The organism is Streptomyces sp. MAI_2237 (assembly GCF_054189285.1).
The window spans coordinates 175078-194416 of sequence record NZ_JAJPGQ010000009.1; the positions used below are offsets into that span (position 1 = coordinate 175078).

Here is a 19339-nt window from a genome sequence, read left to right on the forward strand (position 1 = left end):
CACCACCGTCACATCGCTCACGCACCCTCGCCTCCTACGGCGCAGCATGGTTGCGCCATTCGAGCGATTACTCTCGAGGGCCGGGCGTGGTCGGCGTCGCGTCCGCACGGGTCGTGAGGGCCTGTCCGGCCGGCGGTGCAGCTCAGGTGGTGTGAGTGAGCGACGGCTCAAGGAGAGTCGGCCGTCGTGGGCGACGTCGAGCGAAGGGACGGCGGGCCGGCGCATGGTCCGACGTCTGCGTCGTTGGGCGGCGAAGAGGACGAACCCGCCGACGATGCCGCCTGGACATCGATGTCACTCCGCTACGCGGCGACGAGCCAGCGACAGAAGGTTTTCGCAGACCGCGTGAGCCCATGTGTCCACGAGTCGAGAGCCGCCACTTCGCCGCCGACCTGGTTGGGCGTCACCGTCAGGTCTCCGTCGGCTCCTGATCTTCGCGTTCCTGCTCCTGCGCCCAGATCGCCGCCCATTCGTCGAGCGGACGGAGGGCGTGACCGAGAGCCGTTCCCAGCCGAGTGAGCTCGTAGCCATCGGCCGAAGGGGCGATGATCCCGCTCGATGCGAGTTCGCGGAGCCGCTGGTAGAGGACGCTGGATGACATGCCATCGCACCGTGCCAGCAGTGCGCGGGCGCCGAGCGGGCCCGAACGAAGCTCCCAGAGAATCCGCAGTGCCCACCGGCGGCCGAACAGGTCCATCGCGGCCATGATCGGTCGGCCGGTCGCCGATCCACGAACCGGCTTTCCTGGGCGCGGCGTTGGCATGCGTCTCCTTGCGTTTCGCTATTCGAAACACTAACATCCACCTGGCGTTTCTAATTTCGAAACGAGCTCGAGGGAGAGCCGATGTCGCGGATAGCCCCGCTCGAACCGCCCTATACCGACCAGGCCAGCGCACTGCTCGCGCGCATGATGCCCGGAGAGACCCCACCGATCGGGCTGTTCCGGATGTTCGCCAGAAACCTCCCGATGGCCGGCGCCCTGCACGAGTGGGGCCGCTACCAGTTGAGCCGGCAGCTGACGCTGACCATGCGGGAACGCGAGATCGTCATCGCCCGAACGTGCGCACTGTGCGGCTGCGAGTACGAGTGGGGCGTGCACATGTTGACCTTCGCCGAGCGAGTCGGCCTCACTCACGAACAGGCGACTTCGCTGGTGCACGGCGGTCCCGCCGACGAATGCTGGACATCCGAGCCGGAACGGCTGCTCCTTCTCGCAGTCGACATGCTGCATGAACGTTCCGACGTCGATGACGCGCTGTGGACACGGCTCACCTCGGTCTTCGACGAGCTCCAACTGCTCGACCTGCTCCTGCTGAGCGGGTGGTACCACGCCGTCAGCTTCGCCGCCCGCACTGCTCGCATACCGCACGAACCCGGCGCACCACGCTTCGCCGACTTCCCACCCCGCACTCGATGACGCGCCCTACCCGGCCTGCCGGCCACGACGACCTGCCCGTCACGACCGTCCATGCATGCCTGCCTGAGGGGCGTGGAGGCAGCCCGACGGCGGTCGCGGACGAGACGTCCTGGAGGCGGGCCGGCAGGCCGTCAACCAATGGCGAGCGCCGCCTCGTGCCTGCCCTGGTTGGCGCCTCGCACGCCGTCTACCTGTCGGATGACCGCGATCCGGCAGACAGGAAGGGGAATGGACAGCCCGTCCTCCGGGTGCGCTTCTTCACCCCCACGACGGAACTGCCCGCGAGCTGGAACCCCCGTCATGGCCGATCCCGTCCGCCCAAGGCCCCCGTTTCCGTCTCCGACACGTCACCTCGTCGCCGAAGGCGCCCGGGGCGCCGAGGAGGACTTCGCCTGCACGCGAACCGGCAGCCGCGGATGGCAGATCCGAACCTGGCCGGATCAGCAAGCCCTCACTTGGCCGGTACTCCGACACCGGGACCGAGCAACCTGAGCGTCAATTCGAAGTCGCACATGTCCGAACACAGGAGGTTTCCATGGCCAAGGGCTACTGGGTCAGTGTCTACCCCGCCATTCCCGACCCTGAGAGGCTGACTGCCTACAACAAGCTGGCCGGCCCCGCCGTCCGAGCTGCGGGCGGGCGCGTCCTGTCCCGTGGCGGCCAAGTCGTCGCCCACGAGGCCGGAATCACGCAACGCGTCGTTCTGATCGAGTTCGACAGCTTTGAACAGGCCGTCGCGGCATACCAGAACGAGGCATACCAGATGGCGCTGGTTGCTCTCCCAGACGGCTTCGAGCGCGACTTCCGCATCATCGAAGGCATCGACTGACCGACGGGCTCAGTCATCGCTGTAATCAGCTGCAGGGCCCCAACGGCACTCCCCCGCACTTGGCGGGCGGTGCCCGGCCACACGAGCCATCGAACGCGACGAGGGCAAAGATGCTCAAACGCCAGATGTTCAGCCGCACAGGCGTCGCCCTCCTGCGCAAACGCGTCCTCCTGGCTTGACGGACCCAGGGGTCTCCCCAGAGCTCCGGTTGTGAGTCACGAATGCGCTGTCGCCTGCACCGCCTCTTGCTCCCACTGGTTGGGCCCGCTGGCTTCGGGCGCCCCGGTGGCGCCTGATGGAGCGACCGGCCGAGAAGTTCGCTTCGTCAACTTGACCCGGCCCTGAAGGATCGGGCTTGGAGGTAGTGCCCAGCTGGCTGCTGGGGTGGACTCCTCCGTCCAGACACCCCTATGGGGTGGCAGGGACGCGTGACTCACGTCCCGCATTCCACACACTCTCGCCACGGGTGGCGATGTTGTGGGAAGCATTCCGGTCGGCGTGGGCAACGACCCCGCACCCCCGGCAGATGAAACGCCCCTGGTCGACACGGTTGCGCTTGTCGACGTGGCCGCACTCGGCGCACGTCTGCGACGTGTACGCAGGATCAACGAAGACCACGGGCACACCGGCCCGCTTGGCCTTGTAGACGATGAAGTCTCCGAGCTGGGCGAAGGCCCAGGAGTGGAGTGCGACCCGTTGGGGCTTGCGGAGCCGTACCCGGTTGCGGATGCCCTTGAGTTCTTCGAGGGACAAGCCGCGCCCGGTGCGTTCAGCCTCGGTCACGATCGTCTTGGAGATGATGTGGTTCTGATTGGCGGCGTGCCGCGCCTCTTTGCGAGCACGGGCCTTGAGCCGCCGCTTGGCGCTCTTGGTGCGCTTCTTCTGGAGCTTGGCCCGCAGGGCAAGCTGCCGCTTGCGGTACCGGTTGAGCCCCCGCCCGGCCGCGAGGTAGCCGGTGGAGGCGGTGGCGATGTTCTCGATCCCGAGGTCCACGCCGATGAAGCCGTCCGGCTCGTAACTCTCGGCCTCGGGCACGTCGCAGGTGGCGACGAGGTAGAACACGCCGTCGCGCTCGATCAGGTCGGATTCGCCCTGCCGGTGCGCCTGGAGCACCTTGAGGGCGTCGATGCAGCAGGCGAAGCGGATGTTCTTGACCCGGCCGTCCAGGGTCCAGATGGACACGGTCCGCTGGTCGTACTGCCAGCTCAGGCATCGGTCGTCGTACGGCTGGGCGGCCTCGGGGCGAAAGGTGATGGGCTTGGACTCGGCCTTGCGCCGACGCCTGGAGCCTTCCTTGCCGAGGTTGCCGGCCCGGATGCTGGCCTTGAGCGTGGTGTACGAGTCGCGCACCTTCTTGATGACGTGCTGCGCGGCCTGCGCTCCCAGCCCACGGGCTTTGAGTTCGGCGTAGGTGTGCTTGCGCAGCGCGTACTCACGCGGCACGCCGTGCTCGAACGCCACCTCCGACACCCAGTTCGCGGCGTCATTGACCGTGCGCAGGGTGCGCTCAAGCGCGGATGCCTGCGCGGCATCCGGCATGAGCTTGACCTGCGTCACGATCTTCACAGGCGTGATCGTAGCATTGATCTATGTCACCACGCTGGGAGCCAAACCCCGATATCCGCAGGGGCCGTAGCGTTGTCTACACCCTGCACGCTCACTTGGTCTTCACCCCCAAGTACCGGCGCGGACCGTTCACCGACGAGATCCTTCGGCGGTGCGAAGAGGTCATGCGCGACGTGTGCACCGACTTCGGCGCGGAGTTGCGGGAGTTCAACGGCGAACGCGATCACGTCCATCTGCTCGTGCACTACCCGCCCAAGGTCGCCATTTCCCGGCTCGTAGGCTCCCTCAAGGGTGTCTCCGCCCGGCGCCTGCGGCAGGAGTTCCCCGGCCACATCCGCAAGTACCTGTGGGGTGAGCACTTCTGGTCGCCGTCCTACTTCGCCGCCTCGTGCGGAGGCGCCCCGCTCGCCGTCATCAAGGAGTACATCGAAAACCAGAAACGTCCCAGCTGAGGTCAATAATGCAGACCCGTGCGCCCGCGCCGGTCAGAGCAGCGTTAGGAAGCACTTCCTCCCGGGCGTGAACGCCCGGGGTTCCGCGCTAGATCATGCTGAACTCCTGGGTCGGGCTGCGGTTGGAGCGGTGGGGCCGTCAGACCCTGGCGCTGGCGACGCCTGAGCCGTCCATGTAGTCGCGGGCGCGGGTGATCACTCCGTTGCGGACGTGGAGTATCAGAAGGCCGGGAACGGTGAACGTAGAGGCTTTGGGCAGCAGTGTTCCCACCACTACGTGCTCGGCGATGATCACTTCGGGATCGGCGGTCTCGTAGGCCGCGATGCTTCTGACCTCCTGCACCTCGGCGGGGCTGGCGCCCCAGATCGCCCGGTAGCCGGCGCGCACGGCCTCACGGCCCTCGAAGCGTGCCGGGAAGCCGGGTGGGGTGAACGGGAACTCGTGGACCCCATCGATGGCGTAGAGGTCGGCGAGCTCGTCGGGCGACTTGTCGAGCATGGCCTGGTAGTAGCAGCTCAACACCTCGGCAGGGGTACGGCCGGCAGGTGTATCGAGATGTGACACGGGGTCACTCCATTCGCTCAACACTTGTTGACCCAATCACGGTAGGGTCGGGTCGGAAGTTCGGTCAACGGTTGTAGAGTGAATTTGTGTCCGCTCCCCGCCAGTCCCGCGCCGACCGCCGCCGAGCAACCGAGGCACGCATCCTCGACGGCGCCCGGGAGCTGTTCGCCGACAAGGGGTTCGAGCGCACCACCATCCGCGCCGTGGCGGCCGCGGCGGGCGTCGATCCGGCTCTGGTGATGCAGTACTTCGGCTCGAAACGGGAGCTGTTCGGCCAAGCCGTGCAGGCGTTGCCCACTCCGCTGCCTGTCACGGATGCCGACGAGCTGGTCGATCAGTTGCTGGCCTCGCTCGGCCTCAAGCTCGGCGGGCTTCCCGAGGGCACACTGGCGATGATGCGGTCGATGCTCACGGACCAGGCAGCAGCCGATCACATGCGTGCCGCTCTGGGTCGGCAGATCGACAGCGTCGGTGCCGCCCTGCCGGGTCCCGACGATCCCGAACTACGCGCTGCGCTGGTTGTCACCGCGTTGCTGGGCGTGACCATCGGCCACCAGCTGCTCGGCCTTGCAGCGCTTCGTGAGGCCCCTGCGGATCACATCGCCACGTTGCTTCGCCCCGCCGTCAAGGCCCTGGCAGGACCTGCGGCGTGAGCCAGGAATACTCGTCGGTCGAGTCGACGAGCCACTGGCCGGGGTCGTCGTACATAGAGGGTGAGGGGCCTGGCCGAGCCAGCGCTCGCCTGGGCCGGCTTCAGGAAGCCGGCGGACTGGGCTGGGCTGAGAACCGAGTGGACGTACGACGGCATCCGACCGTATGTTCCGGTGGCCGCACGCGTTCGTACGCGCCACCGACACCAATGCACCCGCGCCGGTTCGGGAAGAACCGCGCGCCGGCTCAGATTGTCTTCTCGGGGGACTTTTTCATGACCACGCCCATGCCGGTTCCGCCAAACGCCGCCTCGCCCGGCGCCTCGCTGCGCTCGCCGGCCGCGCTCAGCCGCGCCACCGCCATCATGCTCGGCCTCGTCACCGCCACCGACCTGTTCGCCTGCTACGCGGACCTGCGAGAGAGGAACGTCACCGGCGACCTGACCGACGGCGTCACCGGCGCCGACGTGATCGACCGGGCAGACCAAGCGGACGCCCTCTATGCCATCGCCGGCATCGCGCAGGGTGTCGCGCTGGTGGCCACGGCTGTCGTCTACCTGTGCTGGCTGTGGCGGATCCGGGTGAACGCCGAGGTGTTCGACGCCTCCCGGCATCGCATGAAGCGCGGCTGGACCATCGGCGCCTGGTTCTGCCCGGTGGTGAACCTGTGGTTCCCGCACCGGATCGTCGCGGACAGCTGGGACGCCAGCGCTCCCTGGGGCTCGCGGTCCGGGCACACGCCGGTCAACGCCTGGTGGACGGTCTGGCTCGTCAGCCTCTTCGTGGGCCGGTTCGCCGACAGCAGTTCCCGTCAGGCCCAGACGGCGGACGAACTGCACGAGGCAGCCGGGACGATGCTGTTCTCCGACTGCCTCGACATCGCGGCCGCGGTCCTCGCCATCGTGGTGGTCGTCCGCCTGACCCGGCTGCAGGAGCGCAAGGTCCTCTCCGGCGAGGTGCCGGCACCCGCAGCCAGTTGAAAGATCTCCTCGCTCAGCAGTAATCGAGAGGCACTGCGGAACGCGGGCTGGAAGTTGTCCCGTATGGACGTCTGTCATCCAGCGAGGGCCAGGTTGTGGAGTCGGGCGTCGGCAGCACCCGACTCCACAATGGTCTACAGGGCCGTGAATGCGCGCGCGGCATGACGTCACTTTGTGGGACGGCCCACCGCCTGTGACGTCCAGTCCAGGGTGTCGAGACGAGGCCGCTCCCCGTTGACCATGGTGCCTTCGACGAATCAGCAACGATCATCGCCGGGACCGGCGCACTGGTCGCCCAGAGCTGCGGCCAGTTCGAGCAGGAACTGCGGCAGCGACTGCAGCAGGCCGCTCGTCAGCGACAACAGCTGGTGCTCGAGATGGCCGGTCTGCATCTCATCAGTGCGGCGACAGGCCGCATCTTCCAGCGCTCACGGACCACCTAACCGACCGACCGGTGTACCTGGTGGCCCCAACGGATGCCGGCCGGACAGTCCTTGAGCAGGGGCGAGCTCATCGGCGCACGGATCTACGACACGCTCGCCGAAGCCTTCGCCGCCCTGCCCCAGCACATGACGTTCCGTCGGTGAGGGCGACGCATCAAGGCGAAGGCGACGTCTGGGCAGTCGGCGACACCCAACCCACCGAGGCCGGGAACTGGCGCAGTGAGGTGTTCGGGCTGCGGGGCAAGGGCCGCACCGACAGCCTCATCGGAATTGCCCAGGGATGCTCATGGTCCGCGACGACCTGCCCCAATGGGCGGACGCCTTCCCTCTGTTGTGGGCAGCTTCACAGCAGTTCAACGTGGCCCCTGCGGGGTCTGGCTCCCGCACTCGTCACGGCCCCACCGCCGTAGAAGACGCCGACCGACGCCAGGTTCCGACGGCCGTCCTACAGGAAGCAGCCGCCCTGTCCGGCGCGGACGACGCCGCCGTGCCCCACGCCTGCGCCGTACACAACAAGGGGGCGAAGACGTCATCGTCCCCGATACCACCCAGGACCCCACCTTCTCCCATCACCCCGTGGGCCGCGCCCTGCTGGACGTGGGCAGCCACGCATTGCACAGCGGGCCGATGACCTGCAGACGCTGACCATCAGTCATTCGAGGAGGCGAGATGACGGACGGCGCCATAGGTGACCGTCGGGGCTCGAGGGGCTACTGGAGGCGCGGGAGATCCGGTGAGCGTCACCGGCGTGCGGCGGATCCGGATCCGGCACGTTTGCGTACCCGTTCCACCAGCTCATTCCCGGCCTGCGGCCATCGCGGGTACTCAAATTGGAATCCCTCCTGAGCCAGTCGGCCCGGAACAACTCGACGGCTCTTCAATAGCAGTTCGGTGTCAGAACGCAGAACCAGTCCGCCAACTTCGGCCATCCACCTGGTCGCGGGGAGGCCCACCGGTATGCCCCATGCGGAGCGCAGGACCCGCATGAAGGCGCGTTGCGGCAGAGGGTGGGGAGCCGCCAGGTTCACCGGCCCTGCGATGTCGTCGCGGTCGATCAAAAACTCCACGGCGCGCACGAAGTCGTGTTCGTGGATCCACGACACGTACTGCGCTCCCCCGGCGACCGGGCCGCCGAGGCCCAGACGGGCCAGTCCCAGCAGCACGGCGAAGACCCCGCCGGGGTCCGGACTCATCACCATGGCCGAGCGCAGAGCCACCTTGCGCGTGGAGGCCGTTGCAGCCTGTTGCTGGGCCTGCTCCCAAGCTTTGGCGATTTCGACACTGTAGGCCCAGTAGTCCGGCACTCCCGGTTCGGTGCCCCCGATGACGCCGGTGGCCTCGTCGTTGGGGGCGTCGAAACGATGCGCGTACACCGTTGCGGTGCTCATCTGGAGCCACACCCGGGGCGGTCGCGCAGCGCCCGCGATCGCGGCACCCACCACTCGGGCGCTCTTGACCCGCGAGTCCATCATTTCGCGCAGGTTGGTCGGTGTGTATCGGCAACTCACCGTGCGTCCGGCAAGATTGATCACGACGTCACTGCCGTCCATCTCCGCCGCCCAAGGTCCCAGCGTCTGACCGTCCCAGTGCACCTCGCCGTGGCGCCTGGGTTCGCGGGTGAGAATCACGGTCTCATGACCAGCAGCGTCCAGGGCGCGTTTCAGGATCGTGCCAACTTGTCCGGTACCACCGGGAATCACAACCTTCACTGTCTCCCCCTCGCTCGTCCCAGCTGAGCCTAGCCGAAGATTTGAACACGTTCAAAATATTGGGAGGGTACACGCCGCATCACCCCGCGCCCCGGCCCTGGGCGCGGCATCGACGTTCGCCCCAGCGGACGTGGGACAGAAAACGACGACGCTCTCATCACGGGGCTTGCCGGCCCGTTGATGAACGGACTTTACGAAAGCCCGCACATCGGCCCTTTGCATCCGTGCAGGTGCCACTCGTACGGGTAGACGGCACTCAGGAACACACAGGGCCATCCACCTCCTCTTGAGACCATGGCAGGAAAAGCGGGTGCGGACGGAAAGGCATGAGATGACCAAGAGCCGCGAGCAGGCGCGTATGAAGCATCCTCGCCACGAGCGTCGCGGCGAGGCACGGTTGCCGGGCGTGGCTGCCACGATCGTGGCCATCCTGCTGTACGTGGCACTCCCCCAGCAGTTGCTGCTCGCGCCCCGCTACGTCGTGCCCACGCTCGAAGTGCTGCTCCTGATCCCCCTCGTCGCCATCAATCCCAGACGGCTTACTCGGCAGACCACTGCTTTCCGATTTCTGTCCCTGGCCCTGACCCTCATCATCGCCGCCAGCAACCTCAGCGCCCTGGGAATCCTCATCCACGAATTGCTCTACGCAGGCGTGAAGGACGGGCGTGCACTCCTCGTAGCCGCACTGCAAGTGTGGCTGACCAACATCATCGCTTTCGGTCTGGCGTACTGGGAACTGGACCGCGGCGGCCCGGTCGCACGCACCCAGCTTCCCCGCGGCGAGCTGCCGCTGGCGGACTTCCGCTTCTCCCAGGACGAGAACGACGACGCGGTGCAAGAAGTCGCCGACGGCGCCAGCATCAGCTCGGACTGGGTACCGAAGCTGCTGGACTACCTGTACGTGTCCGTGACCAACTCCACCGCTTTCAGCCCCACCGACACCATGCCGCTGTCCTCCCGCGCCAAGCTGCTCATGAGCGTTCAGAGCATTGCGGCACTCCTCATCTCATTGCTGGTCATCGCCCGAGCCGTCAGCGTCCTGCACTGACGACCAGCACCCGTTCGAGGGCACTCAGCAGGTCCTGCTCCCCTCCTCCGGCGCCCCTGCTCCGGCGCAGACGCCCTGCATCGACGTGGGCGCCGAGGCAACTCTCGCCGCCGGGGTCCGATGCCTCCTCTGCACCAGTCGTAGTCGGGCATGGCGTGGACCGCGTGACGCAACGGCGTCTACGTCCAGCGTCTCACCCGATGCTGGGCCCGTGGACGCAGATCGACACCGGTTCAGCGCCTGGCCAGCGCCCCGACGGTCAAGAGTCGAAGCGGTGCAGCTCGCCCCCACCCGGACCCTCGACCAGTACCGACGAAGAACTCCTGGCCACCCTGACGACGGTCCAGCAACTCCCGTACCAGAAGGTGCACCCCTCGTCGTACGTGCCGCTGTCGGCGTTCCGCGGTGAGGATCCGGATCAAAGGCGCGCGAGCCTGGCCGCCAGATACGGTGCCGTTGCACTGCGCCCAGCCTTCGCCACCTTGGCCGGAGGCCCCGCCGCGACCACCCGCCCGCCCGCGTCGCCGCCCCCCGGACCGAGGTCGATGACCCAGTCGGCGGTCACGATGGTGTCCAAGTCGTGCTCGACGAGGACGACTGTATTGCCGGCGTCGACCAGCCGGTGCAACTGTCGCAGCAGCAGCGCGATGTCCGAGGGGTGCAGGCCGGCGGTCGGCTCGTCGAGCAGGTAGAGCGCGTGCCCGCGGCGGGCTCGCTGCAATTCGGTCGCGAGCTTGATGCGTTGCGCCTCACCGCCGCTGAGTTCCGTCGCGGGCTGGCCCAGCCGCAGGTATCCCAGTCCCACCTCGCGCAATGTCTCCAGACTGCGGGAGGCGGCCGGGACGGCGGACAGGAACTCGGCGGCGGAGTCGACGGACAGCGCCAGTACTTCCGCGATGTTCTTGCCTCGGTAGGTGACTTCCAACGTCTCGGCGTCGTAGCGGGCGCCGCCGCAGGTCGGGCACGGCGCGTAGGTGCCGGGCAGAAACAGCAGTTCCACCGCGACGAATCCTTCGCCCTGGCAGGTCTCGCACCGCCCTTCGGGCACGTTGAAGGAGAACCGCCCGGCCGAGTAGCCGCGCGCCCGGGCTTCGTCCGTCGCCGCGTACAGCTTGCGCACCGCGTCGAACATCCCTGTGTACGTGGCCAGGTTGGACCGTGGCGTTCGGCCGATGGGCCGCTGGTCGACCCGGACCAGCCGGTCGAACGACTCGACCCCCGACGCGTCCTGGACGTCGACCTCCAGCTGCGCCTCGTCGGGTTCATCGGGTACGAGCCCGAGGTGGCCGCGGACGACCTCGCCTAGCACCTGCTTCACGAGCGTCGACTTTCCGGAACCGGACACGCCCGTCACCGCCGTCAGCACGCAGAGCGGCACGTCGACAGACACGTCGTGCAGATTGTGGCGGCTGACGCCGCGCAGTTGCAGCCAGCCGTGGGGCATGCGCGGGCGGTGGTCGAGCGACCGGGCACGCCCGAACAGGTACTGGCTCGTGGCCGACTCCCTGATCCGCTCAAGACCGGCGACCGGACCGCTGTACAGCACTCGTCCGCCGCCCTCACCCGCACCGGGGCCGATGTCGATCACCCAGTCCGCCCGCCGTACGACGTCCATGTCGTGCTCCACGACGAACAGCGAGTTGCCTGCTGTCTTGAGGCGTTCCAGCACGTCCAGCAGTGGTTCCGCGTCGGCCGGGTGCAGGCCCGCGGAGGGTTCGTCGAGGACGTAGACGACGCCGAACAGGCCCGAGCGCAGCTGGGTGGCGATCCGCAGGCGCTGCGCCTCGCCGGGCGACAGGGTTGTCGACCGGCGCCCGAGGCTGAGATATCCGAGACCCAGGTCGAGCAGTACGTCGATCCGCGCGACCAGATCGCCGCAGATCCGGACCGCGACCTCGGTGGTCTCCCCGGATCGAGCGGTCGATGTGGTGGCGTCGGCCTCGGACCGCCCCGCGACGGGCCGCAGCAGCGCCACGACCTCGGTGAGCGGCGTCGCGTTGATTTCGGCGATGGAACGTCCGGCGAAGGTCACGGCGAGCGCCTCGGGCCGCAGTCCGCTGCCGTGACAGGCAGGGCACGGCACACTCCTGACGAAGCGGAGAGCCCGTTCGCGCATCTTCTCGCTCTTGGAGTCGGCGAGGACGTGCATGACGTGCTTGCGGGCGCTCCAGAACTTGCCCTGGTAGCCGTAGTCGATGCGGTCCTCCTCCGGCTCGATGTACACGGAGGGCTGTTCGTCCGTGTAAAGCAGCCAGTCCCGGTCCTTCTTCCTGAGCCTGCGCCACGGTCGGTCGATGTCGATCCCCAGGCCGTTCACGACACTGCGCAGGTTGGCTCCCTGCCAGGCGCCCGGCCAGGCGGCGATCGCCCCCTCGCGGATGCTCAGCGAGGGGTCCGGGACGAGCAGGTCCTCGGCGACGTCGTGCACGACGCCCAGTCCGTGGCAGTCCGGGCAGGCGCCGGCGGCGGTGTTGGGTGAGAACGACTCGGCTTCCAGCCGTGCGGCTCGAGGAGGATAGGTACCGGCGCGGGAGTAGAGCATGCGCAGCAGATTGGACAGTGTGGTGATGGTGCCGACGGTCGAGCGCGAGCTGGGCGATCCGCGCCGCTGCTGAAGGGCCACGGCCGGTGGCAGTCCGGTGATCTCCTGCACGTGCGGTGCACCGACCTGCTGCAACAGCCTTCGGGCGTACGGTGCTACGGACTCGAAATAGCGCCGCTGGGCCTCCGCGTAGAGCGTGCCGAACGCCAGCGAGGACTTGCCCGAACCGGAGACGCCGGTGAAGGCGACCATCGCGTCCCGCGGAACGTCGACGTCGATGTTCCGCAGGTTGTTCTCACCAGCGCCCCGGACATGCACGAAGGGGTCGGTCGCGTCCTTGTCCACCGTTCATGATTACCTGATCACGCCGGGAACCGCGCGACAGACGCCGTCAGAGGACCCGCCCATACCGAAAACCTTCCGAACCCTGAGCCGGCCCGCGAGCCCGCGGCGCCAGCCATGAGGCGCAGGCTGACGAGTGGCTCAGCGAGCCGAGGATGTTCAAGCGGATCTGCACCACTCCAGGGGACCGCCCGGCCGCCTGACCCACGGGCCGGCCCACTTCCCGTTCCCGTCCGGTACGGGACGTTGTTTGAGCACGAGATCACGTTTGGGACTTTGCACGGGTCGAAGGCATGATTACCGCTCCCGGGCATCCTCGCCTGGCAGCCATTGCGCGGTGTCGTCGCCGACAACAATGTGCGCCGGCGCTCACCCCCGGCAGGCCGCCGTCTCAGTCCCGGCCCACGTTTCTGCCGTATCGGCGTGCCTTCGGTTCGGTCAAGTCCGGGCCGGCGCTGCCCCCGGCCCGGACCTTCTCCGGTCTCAGGCAGTACGCCGCGAATCGAGTCCGCATGTGTGCTGCCGACCCGCCCGCGGCTGATGGGGGACCCACGGGCGGCGACTGGTCCGCAGGGGTGAAGGACCGGCACATGTCCGCGCGGCGGCCCCAAAGGCGAACGCGCGCGAACACAACAAGCCTAGAGCGCGATAGCCGCAGCGCACCATCCACTGAGCGCGGCCGCTGTCCGCACAGCGCGGGGCGATGGCCTGGGCTGTGATCACGCCGAACGCAATGTCTGCAAGGGCAACTCACCGAAGCGGGCTCGGTAGCGATTTGCGAAGCGGCCAAGGTGGCCGAAGCCCCCACGCTGGGCCACCTCGCTCACGTTCACTGCGCCTGCTTTGCCAAGACGCAGCTCGTCATGGATGCGGGTCAGGCGGACGTCAGCCAGGTAGGCGAGTGGGGCCATGCCGACATACTGCTGAAAGGTCTCCTGGAGTCGCCGCGCGCTCACGCCCGCCAGCACGGCCAATTCCGCCACCGTGAAGGGGTGTTGCGGCATGGCGTGTATGGCTTCGACAGCGCGTTTGACGGGGCCCGGGCGCAGGGTGGTATCGGGGTGGTCGAGTTCGTCGCGGTAGCCGTGGCCGGCGGCAAGGAAGAGCCCGGCCAGCAGGGTCTCCTGCGTGGGCGGGCGACCATGGGCCGGGTCAAGAGGCCGGCTACCCGCATCTCGTCGAACACTGCGCGGACCATCCGTACCCAACTCAGGCCCGCGCCGTGTGCGATGTCGAGTTCGGGCAGGAGAGTGACGGGGGCGCGCAGCGGTCGGCCGAGAAGGCGCTCAAGTTGTTGGTTGAGAGCGAGGGCGGTGTCGCCGTGCGGCTGGAAAACGGCGGCGTTCCCGGTAGTCGCCACTGCAGCGGTGTGTCTTCCTTGCCGCCACGCCAAGTGGCCACCCAAGGGGATATCCACGTGGTAAGAGCCGAGTTCCCCGAACTGTATGCGCACCTCCGCGCCGAAAGCGAGTCGCCCGAGTGTGAGCGGACCGAAGGTGGCGATGTCGTACCGGGCAGCGCATTATCGTCACCCACTGCCAGCTCCTGTGCTGGGAGTTCTCAATGTCCGTTGCTGACGCCCCACCAGCGCGCCGAGGGAGGAATGACGGTCACCGGTGTGCTGCCGGGCCATGTCGTCGGTCCGGCGCCGTGGCTGGTCCCGCCCGCGTGTGCCGCGTCCGCCGCTCTCGGTGCCTACTCCGCGGACGACGCCACCTTCCAGCGCACCCGGCGTCCACGCAAGGTGATCGCGCCCGGCGCGGGCGCGGGTCTGGCACTCAGCACCTGCATCGCCCTTGCGGTCGATACAGGAAGGGTACGAAGCGGCTGTCGACGAGTGAGGCCCCGCCTCCTCGGCCCAGGGCAGCGACCTGACCAGCGGGTGCAGGCGAGCGGGGCGGACCGTCGCTACTGTTTCGCCCCAGCATCGGCCTCCTCAGAGGATTGCTCACCGTCGTGGTCTTGGAGCATGCGACGACGTTCCTGTTCGCGCTTGGAGTAGGCAGCTGCCCGGATCGCGTCGTCACTCTCGAGGCCCGATCCGAGTGCGCCGCCCACCGTGGCGATGGAAGCGACGAACCATGACAACGTCCAGAACTCCGTGGCATGCAGCGGGGTGCGTGTCATGGAAGCGAATACTTGATCGTTCAGGATGAACAGCGCCCACAGCAAGTTGATGCCCATCAAACCCACGTAGCAGACGAGCACCCCGACTCCCACGGTCACGACTGTGGAGGCGTTGTAGAGAGCAGTCCTCTTCCTCGCGTCCGGTGAGACTTCCGTCGACCGATGCCACAGCTTCGCGTCCACGATCAGCCAGCCGATCATGAGTGCGAGGGACCCGACCATGGCGATCACCAGGCGCGGCATGCTCAGGGCCTCGGACAGACTCCAGACGGTGGAGTTCACAGTGGCGACGGCTCCCGTGGCGAGTGCGGCTGCCAGGGCTTTGGAAAGGCCCGGGACCAACCGCCACGGCCGGTTGGCGCGGACCATTCCGCCGAGCAGCCGCAGGTAACCACGTGGCCCGCTGACAACGTATCGAAGATCGGCGGTCTCCTCCTCATCGACCTGGCCGGGATGGATCGGCGCGAGGGGCCCGGCGAAAGACCCCAGCGGCCGATCTTCCCGAACTCCCCCAGCGCCGGCGGTTCGCGGGCCCGACAGGCTGAGCACGGCTTCTTCCACAGCCCGCCTGGCCCTGGTCTGCAGACGAAGGCCTCCCAGGGAAGGCAGGGAGAGCAGCGCCAACCCGTGTTCGTGGCTGAGATCCACCACGAGCTTGCGCCCGTGCGAGTGCAACGGAAGGTCTGTGAGGGCCACGACGATGTCCCAGTTCTCCGCACTGCCCCGGTCAATCATCCGACACATCAGGGTGGCCACGTCCTCCGTCCCCGAGGTGAACGGCTCAGTGACCACCTCGATGTCGAACCGTCGGCCCTGGCCTGATTTTTCGGCGAGGCGATCAGGTAGTGCCCGGGCGATGCCCTGCGCGATGTCCGTCGGCGCGTCCGGATCTGCCAGAAGAGCCACGACCGTATGGCCCTGGGACGACACCCGCATGACTGGTCCCTCCTCGCCGACTGCCCTGGCGATCGCAAGTGCCCAGGATGCCGCCGAGGTAACGTCGCGCCGCGCGGCATGCCGACCTCGGCAGATACGGGCAGTACGACAGATCTCGGCTGACCAGCGCAGGGCCCGTTCCGCCGCTCCCGTCACAATCGCCACGCTGAACCCCCGGGTGGCGAAAAACGCCGCAGCCACCTATCCCTGAGAACAAGACCGAATTCGGACGGGTTGAATAAGTGGGCGCGCGCTGGGTACCCAGGGCCCGCGCAGGCGGAGATCCCCCGATTCGCTTGTTCGCCTCCGAGGGCCGGAGAACGGAGTGATCCAATGGCCTGCCGTCCGACACAGGGGGTGGCCTCTGACGTCCCCGGTGCGGTGCTGGACCCCTACGGGCTGCTGCTCCTGTCCCGCACTCTGTTCTCCTGTATGGAGCAGAGCGAGATGGTGAGACTGGCCATGCGGCATGTCAGTGACCTCGGTCCCTACCGCGCCGAGGCCGGATACCTCACGACGGACGACGGTCTGTCCCGCGTCCCCGGCCACGCTGGGCGAGCACCAGCGGTCGATGCACAGGTGACGGTGCTGGGCGAGGCAGACGGCTGCATATCTCTTCCGGAGCGGTCATGGGCCTGGGCGTTCGGTCTGCGAGGGGTCGACGGTCTGCTGGGCTACCTCGTGGTCTCCTCCCACTCAGACCCGGATGAGCAGGGGTACGTCCTCCTTTCGACGCTCGTGGGAACCACATCGACGGCCCTCACACTGGCGGCCATGCGCGCCTCCCACCAGAGCGACGCCGACGAACTGAGCCGGCTCCGTTCCGAAAGGGACACTGCACTGCGGCAGTTGGAGACCATGCGCCGCGACCTGCACCTGCAGAAGACCGTGCACGACACCCTCGCGCGTGTCGCTGTTCGAGGCGGTGGCGAGGACGCCATCACCGAAGCGTTGTACGAACTCACCGGGCTGTCGGCGCTCATAGAAGACCGCTTCGGCAACCTCAGGTCCTGGGCCGGTCCCGACCGGCCCGATCCCTATCCGGTGCGGTCCCCGACCCGCCAGGACGAAATGCTGCGGCAGGCCACGCACGAGGCGGGCCCGGTCAGAGTCAAGGATCGGCTGATCTGCCTGGTACGGCCGCGGGGTGACCTCCTCGGCGTACTCGCCCTCCATGACCCGGGATCGACGGCCGGCGAGCACACCATCTTCGCCCTGGATCACGCTCAGCGCTCGCTCGCTCAGGAACTCCTGCATGTGCGTGAGCTCACCGAGGCCGAACTGAGGCCACGCCGCCAGCTGATCGACGACCTGCTGGAAGGCGCTGACGAGACGAGCGCCTACACCCGCGCCGAAGCCCTCGGCCACAACCTGCAACGTACCCACTACGTGGTCGTGGTGCACCGGCCGGGCAGCGCCGCGGACGAGTCCTTCACCCGGGCCGTCGAACAGGCGGCGGCCACCCCGGCGGCCCGTCCGCTGATCACCCGCCGCGGCGACCGGGTCGTCCTGCTGACCGAAGAAACGCCCGACAACGATGCCGTACAGACGTTGCTGGCCCGAGATCGGGGGGCACCCGACGGAGCGATCGGGGTGAGCACCGGCTGCGACTCCCCTGGCGAGGTTCCGCGCTGCTACCAGGAGGCACTGCGGGCCCTGAAGGTGCGGCAGAACTCGCGTCAGCGCAGCGGCGCAACGTTCTTCGAAGATCTGGGGCTGTACCGGATCCTGGGACCCGGCAATGACCTCCGGGAACTCGAAGGTTTCGTGCGAGAGTGGCTCGGCCGGCTGATCGACTACGACGCCGAGCACGGCACGCAGTTGGTGGAAACGCTCTCGCGCTACTTCGACTGCGGAGGCAACTACGACGATGCGGCCGCCGTGCTGACAGTCCACCGCAGCACCCTGCGCTACCGCCTGCAGCGCATCCGTGAGATCACCGACCACGACTTGGCGAATGTGGAGACCCGGCTCAATCTGCAGGTGGCGACACGTGTCTGGAAGATCATCCTGGAGGGCCCGGCTGACCCCACGCCGCGCTGAGCGGCGCACTGACTGGGACCGGCACCGGTTTCGAAGGTGCCGCGGCGCCCCGGGCGGCCCCTCATGCCATGCGGGAGCCGGTCGGTGCCGTAGTCGAACATGCATCCTTGCCCGCTGAGGAGCCGGGTGAGGAAAATCGCCCGATTGATTGGTGATGGCCTGTTTCGTATCGGAGGCCGACGGGGACCCGCACGAAACGCCGTCAAAAGCGCCGAAGCTCCGCTCGGCGGGCCGGCGGCGGCCCGTCCGTTCCCACCTGATTGAGGTGAACGGCCCGCAGAGGCGTGCCGGAGCCACCAACTCCGCCGCAGCACTTCGGCGAGGCAGACTCTTCACGCCACCTCGATCACCGCTGCGTCGCGGTGGCCTGACACCGAGGGAAGGCATCATGAAAGCAGCCGTATACGACGGGCCGCGAACGGTCACCGTGAAGGACGTACCCGACCCGAAGATCGAGCATCCCTGCGACATCATCGTCAAGATCACCACCACCAACATCTGCGGTTCGGACCTGCACATGTACGAAGGCCGCACCTCGTTTGAGACCGGCCGCACCCTGGGACACGAGAACATGGGCCAGGTCGTGGAGGTCGGCTCGGCCGTTCGCAAGGTCCAGGTCGGTGAGTACGTGGTCCTGCCCTTCAACATCGCCTGCGGCTTCTGCAAGCAGTGCGAACGGGGTCTGACCAACTACTGCCTGACCATGCAGCCGGAACCGGCGCTCGCGGGAGCCGCCTACGGTTTCGCCGACATGGGCCCCTACCAGGGCGGTCAGGCGGAGCTGCTGCGCGTGCCCTACGGCGACTTCAACGCGCTGCGCCTGGGCGAGGACGCGGCCGAGCGGCAGACCGACTACGTGATGCTCGCCGACATCTTCCCCACCGGCTATCACGCCACCGAGATGGCCAACGTCAAACCGGGCGACCAGACGATCGTCTTCGGGGCCGGTCCCGTCGGGCTGATGGCGGCCTACTCCGCTCTGCTCAAGGGCGCCGGCCGCGTCTGGGTGGCCGACCACCAGCCCGACCGGCTGCGCAAGGCGGAGGAGATCGGGGCCATTGCCATCAACACCGCCGAGCAGGACCCGGCGGAGGTCGTCAAGGAGGCCACCCTCGGTCTGGGCGCCGACAACGGCTGTGAGTGCGTCGGCTACCAGGCGCACGACCCCCAGGGACACGAGGACGCGGGCCTCACCCTCAACGGCCTCATCGACTCGGTCAGGTTCACGGGTGACATCGGCGTGGTCGGCGTGTTCCTGCCCCAGGACCCCGGCGGTGAGGAAGCGCAGGGGGAGCTGGAGGCGCAGGGCAAGGTCCCGATCGACTTCGGGATGATGTGGTTCAAGGGCCAGCGCATGGGGACCGGGCAGGCGCCCGTGAAGAGGTACAACCGGGCGCTGCAGGATCTGATCGCCGGCGGGAAGGCGAAGCCGAGCTTCGTCGTCTCCCACGAACTCAGCCTGGACGAGGCCCCCACCGCCTACGAGCACTTCGACGCCCGTGACGACGGCTGGACCAAGGTGGTCCTGCATCCCGACGGGCAGGGCAACGGCCACAAGCGGTAAGGCGCGTTCGTCTTCCGTCCGTGTCTCCCGGACCGGGCCGGTCGACGGACGGCGATCTGCCGGTCCTCCGGCCGGAGCCGAGGCACTTGCCCGCGCTCCGGTCGGACCTCACTCAATGGCGACTGT

The 19339-nt window shown here is 67.7% G+C and carries 17 protein-coding genes; 8 read left to right on the forward strand and 9 right to left on the reverse strand.

Features of this window, described 5'->3' with window-relative positions; genetic code table 11:
* Positions 1-409 precede the first annotated feature (409 nt).
* On the reverse strand, positions 410-706 hold the full coding sequence (locus LN251_RS36105) for a winged helix-turn-helix transcriptional regulator (RefSeq protein WP_458249488.1): 297 nt from the start codon (positions 704-706) through the stop codon (positions 410-412).
* Between the two features lie 138 nt (positions 707-844).
* On the opposite strand from LN251_RS36105, the gene LN251_RS36110 reads away from it, so the two are divergent.
* Together LN251_RS36110 and LN251_RS36115 are read left to right on the forward strand one after the other, a co-directional pair.
* Complete coding sequence (locus tag LN251_RS36110; RefSeq protein ID WP_458248386.1) at positions 845-1417, forward strand: carboxymuconolactone decarboxylase family protein; 573 nt, start codon at positions 845-847, stop codon at positions 1415-1417.
* A gap of 535 nt (positions 1418-1952) precedes the next feature.
* A complete protein-coding gene (locus tag LN251_RS36115) occupies positions 1953-2246 on the forward strand; it encodes a DUF1330 domain-containing protein (RefSeq protein ID WP_458248387.1) in 294 nt (97 codons plus the stop codon).
* A 408-nt stretch (positions 2247-2654) separates the two neighbouring features.
* Here LN251_RS36115 and LN251_RS36120 read toward each other — a convergent pair whose 3' ends face one another.
* Positions 2655-3785, reverse strand: a complete 1131-nt coding sequence (locus LN251_RS36120; RefSeq protein WP_458249489.1) for an RNA-guided endonuclease InsQ/TnpB family protein — start codon at positions 3783-3785, stop codon at positions 2655-2657.
* Positions 3786-3835: 50 nt separating this feature from the next.
* Here LN251_RS36120 and tnpA point away from each other — a divergent pair, with 50 nt between their 5' ends.
* The gene (gene tnpA, locus LN251_RS36125; RefSeq protein WP_458248388.1) at positions 3836-4264 is read left to right on the forward strand and encodes an IS200/IS605 family transposase; all 429 of its coding nucleotides are present in this window, start codon (positions 3836-3838) and stop codon (positions 4262-4264) included.
* 139 nt (positions 4265-4403) lie between these two features.
* On the opposite strand, the gene LN251_RS36130 is transcribed toward tnpA, so the two are convergent.
* The gene (locus LN251_RS36130) at positions 4404-4829 is read right to left on the reverse strand and encodes a nuclear transport factor 2 family protein (RefSeq protein ID WP_458248389.1); all 426 of its coding nucleotides are present in this window, start codon (positions 4827-4829) and stop codon (positions 4404-4406) included.
* 86 nt (positions 4830-4915) lie between these two features.
* On the opposite strand from LN251_RS36130, the gene LN251_RS36135 reads away from it, so the two are divergent.
* Together LN251_RS36135 and LN251_RS36140 are read left to right on the forward strand one after the other, a co-directional pair.
* Entirely contained in the window at positions 4916-5482 is a 567-nt protein-coding gene (locus tag LN251_RS36135) for a TetR/AcrR family transcriptional regulator (RefSeq protein ID WP_458248390.1), read from the forward strand.
* Between the two features lie 272 nt (positions 5483-5754).
* Positions 5755-6459, forward strand: a complete 705-nt coding sequence (locus LN251_RS36140; RefSeq protein ID WP_458248391.1) for a DUF4328 domain-containing protein — start codon at positions 5755-5757, stop codon at positions 6457-6459.
* Between the two features lie 257 nt (positions 6460-6716).
* Here the strand turns inward: LN251_RS36140 and LN251_RS36145 are convergent, their stop codons facing one another.
* Entirely contained in the window at positions 6717-6851 is a 135-nt protein-coding gene (locus tag LN251_RS36145) for a hypothetical protein (protein ID WP_458248392.1), read from the reverse strand.
* A 791-nt stretch (positions 6852-7642) separates the two neighbouring features.
* Entirely contained in the window at positions 7643-8611 is a 969-nt protein-coding gene (locus LN251_RS36150) for a TIGR01777 family oxidoreductase (RefSeq protein WP_458248393.1), read from the reverse strand.
* Positions 8612-8942: 331 nt separating this feature from the next.
* Between LN251_RS36150 and LN251_RS36155 the strand changes: the two genes are divergently transcribed.
* Positions 8943-9659: a hypothetical protein gene (locus tag LN251_RS36155; RefSeq protein WP_458248394.1), complete on the forward strand. Its 717-nt coding sequence runs from the start codon at positions 8943-8945 to the stop codon at positions 9657-9659.
* Between the two features lie 418 nt (positions 9660-10077).
* Here the strand turns inward: LN251_RS36155 and uvrA are convergent, their stop codons facing one another.
* From uvrA to LN251_RS36175, 4 genes are all read right to left on the reverse strand, one after another.
* Positions 10078-12546 (reverse strand): excinuclease ABC subunit UvrA, encoded by a 2469-nt coding sequence (uvrA, locus tag LN251_RS36160; protein WP_458248395.1) that lies wholly within the window; start codon positions 12544-12546, stop codon positions 10078-10080.
* 716 nt (positions 12547-13262) lie between these two features.
* Positions 13263-13547 (reverse strand): helix-turn-helix transcriptional regulator, encoded by a 285-nt coding sequence (locus LN251_RS36165; RefSeq protein WP_458249490.1) that lies wholly within the window; start codon positions 13545-13547, stop codon positions 13263-13265.
* Positions 13496-14047: a cupin domain-containing protein gene (locus LN251_RS36170; RefSeq protein ID WP_458249491.1), complete on the reverse strand. Its 552-nt coding sequence runs from the start codon at positions 14045-14047 to the stop codon at positions 13496-13498. The genes LN251_RS36165 and LN251_RS36170 overlap by 52 nt, the downstream gene beginning before the upstream one ends.
* A 404-nt stretch (positions 14048-14451) precedes the next feature.
* The gene (locus LN251_RS36175; protein WP_458249492.1) at positions 14452-15606 is read right to left on the reverse strand and encodes a hypothetical protein; all 1155 of its coding nucleotides are present in this window, start codon (positions 15604-15606) and stop codon (positions 14452-14454) included.
* Between the two features lie 579 nt (positions 15607-16185).
* Between LN251_RS36175 and LN251_RS36180 the strand changes: the two genes are divergently transcribed.
* Positions 16186-17649, forward strand: coding sequence for a PucR family transcriptional regulator (locus tag LN251_RS36180; protein WP_458248396.1), 1464 nt, complete (start codon positions 16186-16188; stop codon positions 17647-17649).
* A gap of 388 nt (positions 17650-18037) precedes the next feature.
* Positions 18038-19213, forward strand: coding sequence for a glutathione-independent formaldehyde dehydrogenase (locus LN251_RS36185; protein WP_458248397.1), 1176 nt, complete (start codon positions 18038-18040; stop codon positions 19211-19213).
* The last annotated feature ends 126 nt before the right edge of the window (positions 19214-19339 follow it).

Coding starts and splice junctions, on each gene's coding strand:
- tnpA (WP_458248388.1), top strand. CDS start 3,836: ATGTCACCACGCTGGGAGCCAAACCCCGATATCCGCAGGGGCCGTAGC.
- LN251_RS36185 (WP_458248397.1), top strand. CDS start 18,038: ATGAAAGCAGCCGTATACGACGGGCCGCGAACGGTCACCGTGAAGGAC.
- LN251_RS36140 (WP_458248391.1), top strand. CDS start 5,755: ATGACCACGCCCATGCCGGTTCCGCCAAACGCCGCCTCGCCCGGCGCC.
- LN251_RS36155 (WP_458248394.1), top strand. CDS start 8,943: ATGACCAAGAGCCGCGAGCAGGCGCGTATGAAGCATCCTCGCCACGAG.
- LN251_RS36175 (WP_458249492.1), bottom strand. CDS start 15,606: ATGCGGGTGTCGTCCCAGGGCCATACGGTCGTGGCTCTTCTGGCAGAT.
- LN251_RS36145 (WP_458248392.1), bottom strand. CDS start 6,851: ATGCAGACCGGCCATCTCGAGCACCAGCTGTTGTCGCTGACGAGCGGC.
- LN251_RS36115 (WP_458248387.1), top strand. CDS start 1,953: ATGGCCAAGGGCTACTGGGTCAGTGTCTACCCCGCCATTCCCGACCCT.
- LN251_RS36165 (WP_458249490.1), bottom strand. CDS start 13,547: ATGCCGCAACACCCCTTCACGGTGGCGGAATTGGCCGTGCTGGCGGGC.
- LN251_RS36105 (WP_458249488.1), bottom strand. CDS start 706: ATGGCCGCGATGGACCTGTTCGGCCGCCGGTGGGCACTGCGGATTCTC.
- LN251_RS36110 (WP_458248386.1), top strand. CDS start 845: ATGTCGCGGATAGCCCCGCTCGAACCGCCCTATACCGACCAGGCCAGC.
- LN251_RS36120 (WP_458249489.1), bottom strand. CDS start 3,785: ATGCCGGATGCCGCGCAGGCATCCGCGCTTGAGCGCACCCTGCGCACG.